Origin of the sequence: Chelatococcus sp. XZ-Ab1 (assembly GCF_029309855.1) — a bacterium.
In the GTDB taxonomy this organism is placed as follows: Bacteria; Pseudomonadota; Alphaproteobacteria; order Rhizobiales; family Beijerinckiaceae; genus Chelatococcus_A; species Chelatococcus_A sambhunathii.
The window spans coordinates 300,641-310,714 of sequence record NZ_JARKII010000007.1; the positions used below are offsets into that span (position 1 = coordinate 300,641).

The 10,074-nt window shown below is 66.2% G+C and carries 6 protein-coding genes; all 6 read left to right on the forward strand.

Annotated features, from left to right (window positions below):
* Positions 1–8: 8 nt before the first annotated feature.
* The 6 genes from P2T65_RS12910 to P2T65_RS12935 all read left to right on the forward strand — a co-directional run bounded on the left by P2T65_RS12910 (position 9) and on the right by P2T65_RS12935 (position 9,550).
* A complete protein-coding gene (locus P2T65_RS12910; protein WP_055459670.1) occupies positions 9–986 on the forward strand; it encodes a TAXI family TRAP transporter solute-binding subunit in 978 nt (325 codons plus the stop codon).
* A gap of 105 nt (positions 987–1,091) precedes the next feature.
* Positions 1,092–3,746: a TRAP transporter permease gene (locus P2T65_RS12915; protein ID WP_071923224.1), complete on the forward strand. Its 2,655-nt coding sequence runs from the start codon at positions 1,092–1,094 to the stop codon at positions 3,744–3,746.
* Between the two features lie 14 nt (positions 3,747–3,760).
* Positions 3,761–4,228, forward strand: coding sequence for a universal stress protein (locus P2T65_RS12920; RefSeq protein WP_055459668.1), 468 nt, complete (start codon positions 3,761–3,763; stop codon positions 4,226–4,228).
* A 107-nt stretch (positions 4,229–4,335) separates the two neighbouring features.
* A complete protein-coding gene (locus tag P2T65_RS12925; protein ID WP_055459898.1) occupies positions 4,336–5,130 on the forward strand; it encodes an SDR family NAD(P)-dependent oxidoreductase in 795 nt (264 codons plus the stop codon).
* Between the two features lie 222 nt (positions 5,131–5,352).
* The gene (locus tag P2T65_RS12930; RefSeq protein WP_055459667.1) at positions 5,353–6,465 is read left to right on the forward strand and encodes an efflux RND transporter periplasmic adaptor subunit; all 1,113 of its coding nucleotides are present in this window, start codon (positions 5,353–5,355) and stop codon (positions 6,463–6,465) included.
* 10 nt (positions 6,466–6,475) lie between these two features.
* Positions 6,476–9,550 carry an efflux RND transporter permease subunit gene (locus tag P2T65_RS12935; protein WP_055459666.1) on the forward strand — a complete coding sequence of 1,025 codons (3,075 nt, stop codon included), beginning with the start codon at positions 6,476–6,478 and terminating at the stop codon, positions 9,548–9,550.
* Positions 9,551–10,074: the final 524 nt, after the last annotated feature.

The window sequence follows — 10,074 nt, forward strand, 5'->3', positions numbered from 1 at the left end:
GTCCAGACATGCGTATCCTGTCCATTTTCGCAACGGCCGCTGCGGCGGGGGCCATCGGCCTTGCCGCCGCCGGTGGCGCCGCTGCCCAGGATCAGAAGTTCATTTCCATCGGCACGGGCGGCGTCACGGGCGTCTATTATCCGGCCGGCGGCGCCATCTGCCGGCTCATGAACCAGAAGCGCAAGGAACACGGCATCCGCTGCTCGGTCGAATCAACCGGCGGCTCCGTGTTCAACGTCAACGCCATCCGCTCGGGCGAGCTCGAGTTCGGCGTCGTGCAGTCCGACGTGCAGTTCAATGCCTATAACGGGAAGGCCAACTTCGCCGACCAGGGCGCCGACAAGGACCTGCGTGCCGTGTTCTCGCTGCACGCCGAGCCCTATACGGTGCTGGCGCGCAAGGACGCGAATGCCAAGACCTTCGACGACCTCAAGGGCAAGCGCGTCAATATCGGCAACCCGGGCTCGGGTCAGCGGGCGACGACCGAGGTGCTGCTCGAGGCCAAGGGCTGGAAGACGTCCGACTTCTCGCTCGCCTCTGAGTTGAAGCCGGCGGAGCAGGCCCAGGCGCTGTGCGACAACAAGGTGGACGCCATCGTTTACACCGTCGGCCATCCTAACGGTTCGATCCAGGAGGCGACTTCGTCTTGCGAGAGCGTGCTCGTCAACGTCGACGGTGCCGAGGTGGAGAAGCTCGTCGCCGATAACCCCTACTACCGCATGGCTACCATTCCCGGCGGCATGTATCCGGGTTCAGCCGAGGACACGACGACCTTCGGCGTCGGTGCCACGGTGGTGACCTCGGCCAAGGTGCCCGAAGACGTTGTCTACGAGTTCACCAAGGCGGTTTTCGAGAACTTCGACCAGTTCAAGGGCCTGCATCCTGCGTTCGGCACCTTGACCAAGGAGGAAATGGTCAAGCAGAGCCTGTCGGCGCCGCTGCACCCAGGCGCGGAGAAGTACTTCAAGGAAGCCGGCCTGATGTAAGATGAAGACGGGCGGCACGCGCGTGCCGCCCGTCTTTCCGCCGTCGCGGTAAATGCCCGGCGGCGCCGACAAGGCGGCAAGCGCAATTGCGGGGGGAGCATGAGCATGGCTGAGGAGCCGAAAGCGGGCCGTCCGCTGAGCGATGACGAACTGCAGGACCTTGTGGCGTCCTCCGACACCGGTGCACGCGATCCCGGTGGCATGGCTGGCCGGCTGCTGTTCTGTGTCGCGCTCGCCTGGTCGCTGTTCCAGATCTGGATCGCGTCGCCCTTGCCCTTCGTCACCCAAGCGGCAACGGGCCTGCGCGTCGTCCTCAATGATACCGAGACGCGCTCGATCCACCTCGCCTTTGCGCTCTTCCTCGCCTTCTGCGCCTTTCCGGCCCTGCCGTCGAGCCCTCGCAATCGCATCCCTGTGCAGGACTGGGTGCTGGCGCTCCTCGCCGCCTTCTGCGCGGCCTACATCTTCCTGTTCTACGGGGCCCTCGCGACCCGCCCAGGCAATCCGTTGATGCAGGACCTGGTCGTGGCCGGCGTCGGCCTCATCCTCCTCCTCGAGGCGACGCGCCGCGCGCTCGGCTTGCCCCTCGTCGTCGTGGCGGTCGTTTTCCTGCTTTACGTCTTCTTCGGCTCGAGTGTCTTCGTGCCGGACGTGATCCGCTGGAAGGGCGCGTCGATTCCAAGGGCGATGGACCAGATGTGGCTGTCGACGGAGGGCGTCTTTGGCATCGCGCTTGGCGTCTCCTCGTCCTTCGTCTTCCTCTTCGTGCTTTTCGGCTCGCTGCTCGACCGCGCGGGGGCCGGCAACTACTTCATCAAGCTCGCCTTCGCACTTCTTGGCCACCTGCGCGGCGGACCCGCGAAGGCCGCCGTCCTTGCCTCGGCGATGACCGGTCTCATCTCCGGCTCCTCCATCGCCAATGTGGTGACGACCGGCACCTTCACCATTCCGCTGATGAAGCGCGTCGGCTTCACACCCGAGAAGGCCGGCTCGGTCGAAGTGGCGAGTTCGGTCAACGGCCAGATCATGCCGCCCGTCATGGGCGCGGCCGCCTTCCTGATGGTGGAATATGTCGGCATCTCCTACCTCGAGGTGATCAAGGCCGCCTTCCTGCCCGCCATCATCTCCTACATAGCGCTGCTCTATCTCGTGCATCTCGAGGCGGTGAAGCACGACATGCCGACGCTGCCCAAGCGCATTCGGCGTACCGTCTGGCAGTCGGCCCTCGTCACCGGCATCTCCGCGACCTCGATCGTCATCCTCTGCGGCGTGATCTACTGGGTCATCCGCGGCGTGCAGATGCTGCTGCCCGACATGTCGGCCTCGCTGCTCGTCCTGCTGCTGCTCGCCGCCTATGTCGGGCTCGTCTGGTATGCCTCGCGCTCGCCCGACCTCGAACTCGACGACCCGAACGCCCGGGTGGTGGAACTGCCGCTCGCCAAGGAGGTGCTAAAGACCGGGTTGCACTACCTCCTGCCGATCGTCGTCCTCGTCTGGTTCCTCATGATCGAGCAGAAGTCGCCCGGCCTGTCTGCCTTCTGGGCCGTGGCCCTCCTGCTCCTCATCCTCGTCACGCAGAAGCCGCTCAAGGCGCTCTTCCGCGGCCTGCGCGGCCAAGATGTCGGCGCCGCGCTGCGCGAGGGGGCGGACGATCTCTTCGGAGGGCTCGTGCTCGGCGCCCGCAACATGATCGGCATCGCCGCGGCCACGGCGACGGCCGGCATCATCGTCGGCACCGTGACGCTGACCGGCATCGGCCAGGTGATGGCGCAGTTCGTCGAGCTGATCTCCGGCGGCAACCTCCTGCTCATCCTCTTCTTCACGGCCGTCATCAGCCTTATCCTCGGCATGGGCCTGCCGACAACGGCGAACTACATCGTCGTCTCCTCGCTGATGGCGCCGGTGGTCGTGGAACTCGGGGCCGCCAACGGCTTCCTCGTGCCGCTCATCGCCGTGCATCTGTTCGTCTTCTATTTCGGCATCATGGCGGATGTGACGCCACCCGTCGGCCTCGCCTCCTTTGCCGCGGCCGCCGTCTCCGGTGGCGATCCCATCAGAACCGGCGTTACGGCCTTTTTCTACAGTCTGCGCACCGTGCTGCTGCCGTTCATCTTCATCTTCAACACTGACCTCCTGCTCATCGACGTCTCTTGGGCCGGTGCGGTCTGGATCTTCTTCAAGGCGACGATCGCCATGCTGGTCTTCGCCGCGGCGACTCAGAACTTCTTCCTCGTGCGTTCGCGCCTGTGGGAATCGGCGATCTTGCTGCTCGCAGCCTTTTTCCTGCTGCGTCCCGGCTTCTTCCTGGACCAGATATCTGAACCCTATGAAACGCTGGCGCCGGCGCGGATCGAGGAGGCGGTGGCCTCCGAGCCCGACGAGGGCACGTTGCGGCTCACGGTGGAGGGGCCCGACTTCCGCCTCGGGCGGATCGCACAGAAGACCATCGTGCTCGAGCTCGGAGCGCCGGCAGGGGATCCGCGCGGGCGCCTCGAGCAGAACACGGGTCTCCTCTACCAGGTCGAGGGGGATGCGGTCGTGCTGGAGGAGCCGTTCGATGCCACGAGCCAGGCGGCCCAGAGCCTCAAGAACTTCGACTTCTACGGCGAGCAGCCCGTGCGCATCGTGCAGCTGGAACGCGAGCGCGAGCGCATGAATCGCCAGCTGATGACGATTCCCGGCTTCCTGCTGATCGGCCTCGTCGTTCTCCTGCAGCGCCGCCGGCAGCGCACGGCCGTCGGCGCGCCCGCGACCGCCTGAGCCGGAGGAAGTCCATGTACAAGAACATCCTGCTCGCCATCGACGTCGCCCACCTCGACAGCCAGACCAAGGCGGTGAAGACCGCCGTCGACATGGCCAAGGCCTTCGGTGCCACGATCCACGTGCTGACCGTGGTGCCGGATTTCGGCATGAGCATCGTTGCTGGCTTCTTCCCGAAGGATCACGTGCGCCGGGCAATGGAGGAGGCGAACGCTGCCCTCCACGCCTATACGAAGGAGACCATCCCGGCGGGTGTGCGTCACCGGCACATTGTCGATCACGGCACCATCTACGAGGTCATCCTGCGCTATGCCCGGGAACTGGACATCGACCTCATCGTCATCAGCGCAGCGCGGCCCAAGATCGACGATTATTTCCTCGGGCCGAACGCCGCGCGTGTCGTCCGCCATGCCGATGCGACCGTTGTCGTCGTGCGCGAGACGGCGGCCGAGGCCGCACGGCAGGCCGGCACGCAGCGCTGAGCGGCCGGCGGGCGGATCGCCGTCCGGCCGCCTTGCGTCCCATGCGCGCGCGTGCTCGCATGAGGTCGCCGGGGCCTGGAGGGGGCCGGTTGCGGATGGATGGCGCGATGCTCGACGAGAATGGCCCACGGATTCTCAATCCCTTCGCCGACCTGGCCGGCGCGGTGGTGATTGTCACCGGCGCCTCGTCCGGTCTCGGCCATCATTTCGCGCGCATGCTCGCCGGCCATGGGGTCCATGTCGCGGTCGCGGCCCGACGGTTCGATCTGCTCGTGCCCCTGGTCGAGGAGATCCGCATGGCCGGCGGCGAGGCCGAGCCGGTGGCGATGGACGTGACGGACATCGCTTCCGTCCGTGACGGCGTTGCCCGTGTGGTGGCGCGTTTCGGCACGATCGACGGACTCGTCAACAACGCCGGCATCGCCCGTACGCGGGCGCTGCTCGACGAGGCATCGGAGGAGTGGGTGGCGACCATCGACACCAATCTCACCGGGGCGCGGCATGTCGCCTGCGAGGTGGCGCGAGCAATGATCGCGGCGGGCGGCGACGGGGCGATCGTCAACGTCGTCTCCATCCTGGGCCTGCGCCAGGGCAGACAGGTCGGCTCCTACGCGACGTCGAAGGCTGGGCTGATCCAACTCACGAAACAGATGGCCCTCGAATGGGCGCGCCACGGCATCCGCGTCAATGCGCTGGCCCCGGGTTATGTCGAAACTGACCTCAACCGCGACGTCCTGGCGAGCGAGGCTGGGGCGGCGCTCCTGAAACGCATCCCCCAGAGGCGCTTCGGCCGCATGCAGGATCTCGATGCCGTCCTGCTGCTGCTGCTGTCGTCGGCTTCGGCCTACATGACGGGCGCGGTGATTCCCGTCGACGGCGGGCATCTCCTGTCCGCACTGTGAACTTTTGCCCACTGACGAGGCGGTGCCTTGCCGGGTGTTTGATGACGAAGATTTAATTTGCCGCTTTCTGCTAGTCGCCACATAGCTAGCGTATAATTCTCGGGTTGAGGAACTAGGCCACTTTCGGGCCGGCGGACGGGGGCGTTCGCGAACGTTCGCGGGCATGCCAAGACAGGCTCGTCGTGCGCGATGGGCGGCGGGCCGAGAGAGTCAGGGGACGGTATGCGCAAATCGGTTGTTGTCGCCATCGCATTGCTCGCGGCCACTGGGGGCGGCGCCTACCTGCTCAATCAGGGCCGGTTCAATGATCTATGGACCGCGTTGCAGTCGAATGCCTCGGCGCAGGGGCAGGGCCCGGCGACGACCTCGCGTCGCGCACCGGCCTTTGCCGTCGAGACCGCGGTGGCCAAGGCCGGCACGTCGACCGCCGACGTTCGCTCCATCGGCAGCCTCGCCTCGGACGAATCGGTGAAGGTCGCGTCAGAGATTGCGGGCCGCATCTCTTCGATCGCCTTCAGCGACGGCCAAGCCGTCCAGGAGGGTGACGTTCTCTTCAAGCTCGACGGCGCGCTGACGCAGGCCGAGATGGACGACGCACAGGCCAAGCTCGACCTCGCCCTCGCCAATTACGAGCGCACGAGCACACTCGCCCGTTCCGGCAACACGACCCAGCGGGCGAACGACGAGGCGGTGGCCAATCTCGCCATGGCACGGGCCGCCGTCGCGCTCATCCGGGCCCGCTTCGATAAGCTCACGATCCGCGCCCCGTTCCCGGGCATCCTGGGCATCCGCACGGTTTCGGTCGGCGCCTATGTCACGACCGGCCAGCCGCTCGTGAACCTCGAGAAGATCGATGCCCTCAACGTCGACTTCAAGGTTCCGGAGATCCATCTCGGCGACATCGCCGTGGGGCAGGCCGTCGAGGTGAGCGTCGATGCATTCCCCGGACGCATCTTCAACGGCGTGATCGAGGCCATCGACCCGCTGGTCGACGTTAACGGGCGGGCACTCAGCGTGCGCGCCCGGGTGCCCAACGGCGACATGGCCCTGAGGCCCGGGCTTTTCGCGCGCATCCTCATCAAGGGTAGCCGGGAGCGGCAGGTGGTTACCGTGCCGGAGGAGGCCATCGTGCCGCGCGGGCAGGACACCTTCGTCTTCCGCGTAGAGGACGGCAAGGCCGTCGAGGCGCGCGTGACGCTCGGCAACCGCTACGGCGGCCTCGTCGAGATCGCCGAAGGGGTCGAGCCGGGGGCGGTGGTCGTCACTGCCGGCCAGCAGCGGCTGCGCGACGGCGCCAACGTCGAGGTCGTGACCTCGACCGCCGCGCAGGGCTGAGGGAAGGCAGATGCGCCTGCCGGAGATCTGCATCCGCCGTCCGGTCTTCGCCACCGTTCTCAGCCTCATCCTCATCCTTGTCGGTATCGTCTCCTACGACCGGCTGACGGTGCGCGAATATCCCAACGTGGACGAGCCGGTCGTCTCCGTGACGACGAGCTATCCCGGAGCCTCGGCGACCATCATCGAGAGCCAGGTGACGCAGGTGCTCGAAGGCTCGATCGCTGGTATCGCCGGCATCGATGTCCTCGAATCGACGAGCCGGGCCGAATCGAGCCGCATCACCGTGCGCTTCCGTTCGGATGTCGATGTCGATGTTGCCGCCAGCGATGTGCGCGACCGCGTCAGCCGGGTGCGCCGGCGCCTGCCGGACGAGATCGACGAGCCGACCATTGCCAAGGTCGAAGCGGACGCCCAGCCGGTCATCTACATCTCCTTCATGGCCGAGCGGATGGATGCGCTTGAGCTGACCGACTATGTCAACCGCTACGTGGTCGACCGGTTCAAGAATCTCAATGGCGTCGCTGACGTCACCATCTTTGGCGAGCGCCGCTATGCGATGCGCATCTGGATCGACCGCGAGCGGCTCGCTGCCTACAACCTCACCGTCCAGGACGTCGAAAGTGCATTGCGCAGCCAGAACGTCGAGTTGCCGTCCGGCCGGATCGAGAGCCAGATGCGCGAGTTCACGGTGCTGTCGCGCACCGGCCTCACCACCGCCGAGCAATTCCGCAACATCATCGTCAAGCTGGCCGACGGTTATCAAGTCAAGCTGGGGGAGGTGGCGCGCGTCGAGCTCGGCGCCGCTGACCTGAGGCGCGACGGCCGCTACAACGGCAAGCCGACGATCACGGTCGGCATCGTCAAGCAGGCGGTGGCCAATCCGCTCGACGTCTCGAATGCGGTGCGGGCCGTATTGCCAGCGGTCAACGAATCGCTGCCGGCCGGTGTCACGGCAGAGGTCGCCAACGACAACGCGGTCTTCATCGACCGCTCAATCAAGGCCGTCTATCACACCATCGGCGAGGCCATCGTCCTCGTGGTGCTGGTCATCCTGTTCTTCCTGCGCTCGCTGCGCGCCTCCATCATCCCGATCGTCACCATCCCGATCTCGCTCATCGCGACCTTCACGCTGATGTATGCGATGGGCTTCAGCGTGAACACGCTGACCCTGCTCGCCATGGTGCTCGCCATCGGCCTCGTGGTGGACGACGCCATCGTCGTGCTGGAGAACATCTACCGGCACATCGAGGAGGGCATGACGCCCGTCGCGGCCGCCATCAAGGGCTCGCGCGAGATCGCCTTCGCCGTGGTGGCGATGACGCTGACCCTCGCCGCGGTCTATGCGCCGGTCGCCTTCTCGCCGGGCCGCACCGGGCGGCTGTTCCTCGAATTCGCCTTGACGCTCGCCGGCGCGGTGCTCGTCTCGGGCTTCGTCGCCCTGACGCTGACGCCGATGATGTGCTCGCGCCTGCTGAAGCACAATCCGAACCCCGGCTTCGTCTTCTCGGCGCTCGAGCGCTTCCTGTCGGCCCTGGAGCATGGCTATCGCCGCGCGCTCGTCGCCTCGCTGAAGCTGCGCTGGCTCGTGGTGCTGCTGGCCGTCGGCGTCGCCGGCATGAGCGCCTTCTATTTCACCCAGCTGCGGTCGGAGCTGTCGCCGGTCGAGGACCGGGGCACGGTGATGCTGCGCGGCAGCGGCCCCGAGGGCGCGACCCTCGCCTATACGACGCGCTATGCGCAGGAGGTCGAGGCGCTGGTGTCGCAATATCCCGGCATCCGCTCGACGCTCAGCATCGTCGGCTTTCCCGAGGTGACCGACTTCATGGCCTTCGGCCGGCTGGTCGACTGGGACGACCGCAGCGTCAAGCAGCAGGACATCGTCGCCGACCTGCAGCCGAAGCTGCGGCGCATCGCCGGCGTCAACGCCTTCGCCATCAACCCGGCCTCCCTCGGGCAGCGCGGCTCCTCGCGCCCCATCGAGTTCGTCGTGCAGACCTCGGGCACCTACGAGGAACTGCAGGGCTATGTCGACAAGCTGATGGAGCGCATCGACGCCTGGCCCGGCCTCATCAACGTCGACACGGACCTCAAGCTCAACAAGCCCGAGTTCCGCGTCGAGCTCGACCGCGCCAAGGTGGCGGACCTCGGGCTCGACGTCTCCGTCGTCGGCCGCACGCTGGAAACGCTCCTCGGCGGGCGCCAGGTGACGCGCTTCGAGATCGATGGCGAGCAATATGACGTCTATGTGCAGCTGGCTGCCGCCGACCGCGCCTCGCCGCAGACGCTGTCGACGATCTTCTTGCGTGCGCCGAGCGGCGAGATGATCCAGCTCTCCAACGTGGTGACGGTGCGCGAATCGGTTGCACCGAAAGAGCTGCGCCGCTTCAATCAGCTGCGCGCGGTCACCATCTCGGCCAATCTCGCGCCCGGCTATACGATGGGCGACGGCATCGCCTTCCTCGAACAGGCAGCCGACGAGGTGCTGCCAAACCATGTGCAGACGGATCTGAGCGGCCAGAGCCGCGAGTTCCGCGCCTCGAGCCAGTCGCTCGCCCTCGTCTTCGTCCTGGCGCTCGCCTTCATCTATCTCGTCCTTGCGGCGCAGTTCGAGAGCTTCCGCGATCCCGTCATCATCCTCCTCACCGTGCCGTTGTCGATGACCGGCGCGCTCGCGGCGCTGTACTACACGGGCGGGACGCTCAACGTGTTCTCGCAGATCGGGCTCGTCACACTGGTCGGGCTCATCACCAAGCACGGCATCCTCATCGTCGAATTCGCGCACCAGCAGCAGCAGGCGGGCCGGCAGCGGCTCGCGGCGGTTGTGGAGGCGGCGGTGCTGCGCCTGCGGCCCATCCTGATGACGACCGGCGCCATGGTGCTGGGCGCCGTGCCGCTGGCCTTCGCCGACGGGGCGGGTGCCGAAAGCCGTCAGCAGATCGGCTGGGTCATCGTGGGCGGCATGACGCTGGGCACCATCCTCACGCTCTTCGTCGTGCCGACGGTCTACAGCCTGATCGGCCGGCGCCAGCACGCCGGCGAGGAAGCGCCAACCGGCGCGCCGGCCCCCCATCCGGCGGAATAGGCGTTTCTTGCACGGCCGAATCCGGCCTGCGAGGCGCGAGTCGCGGGATCGAGGGCAAGCCGGCCGAGCGCGGAGGACGGTTATCCACGTGCCAAACTCGTGTCCCGAAAGGAGTTGACGGCTTCTGTGGAAAATTCCTGAAGAAGGTGCTTGACCTTTCCCGGCAGTTTGAGCATAAACCGCCCACACGACGCGGGCCGCAGCGATGAGCCGCCGGCCAGAGCGTCCTAGTCTTTCTGGTGAGACGGCTCCCAAAGCCGGTCGCCAACGAAAGACAGGGTCCCCAAGACCTGAGACATGAGCCAAGGTGCTTCGGCGGATAGCCAGGGTGCCGACCGGTTCCTCTGTCACTCCTATAAGTGTGAGCCCTCGTTGGTTCGCAGGCAATCTCGATTGCCATCGCTCTTTGACATTGTTGAGAGAGGAAGAGAAGCGTAGGCGGCGGTATTTTTGCGGCCTTTGCTGATCGGTTGAGCCTTTCGGGGTTTTTCTGGTTGGTGTGGGCGATAGAGATATCGGCTGTG

Coding starts and splice junctions, on each gene's coding strand:
- P2T65_RS12935 (WP_055459666.1), top strand. CDS start 6,476: ATGCGCCTGCCGGAGATCTGCATCCGCCGTCCGGTCTTCGCCACCGTT.
- P2T65_RS12910 (WP_055459670.1), top strand. CDS start 9: ATGCGTATCCTGTCCATTTTCGCAACGGCCGCTGCGGCGGGGGCCATC.
- P2T65_RS12925 (WP_055459898.1), top strand. CDS start 4,336: ATGCTCGACGAGAATGGCCCACGGATTCTCAATCCCTTCGCCGACCTG.
- P2T65_RS12920 (WP_055459668.1), top strand. CDS start 3,761: ATGTACAAGAACATCCTGCTCGCCATCGACGTCGCCCACCTCGACAGC.
- P2T65_RS12915 (WP_071923224.1), top strand. CDS start 1,092: ATGGCTGAGGAGCCGAAAGCGGGCCGTCCGCTGAGCGATGACGAACTG.
- P2T65_RS12930 (WP_055459667.1), top strand. CDS start 5,353: ATGCGCAAATCGGTTGTTGTCGCCATCGCATTGCTCGCGGCCACTGGG.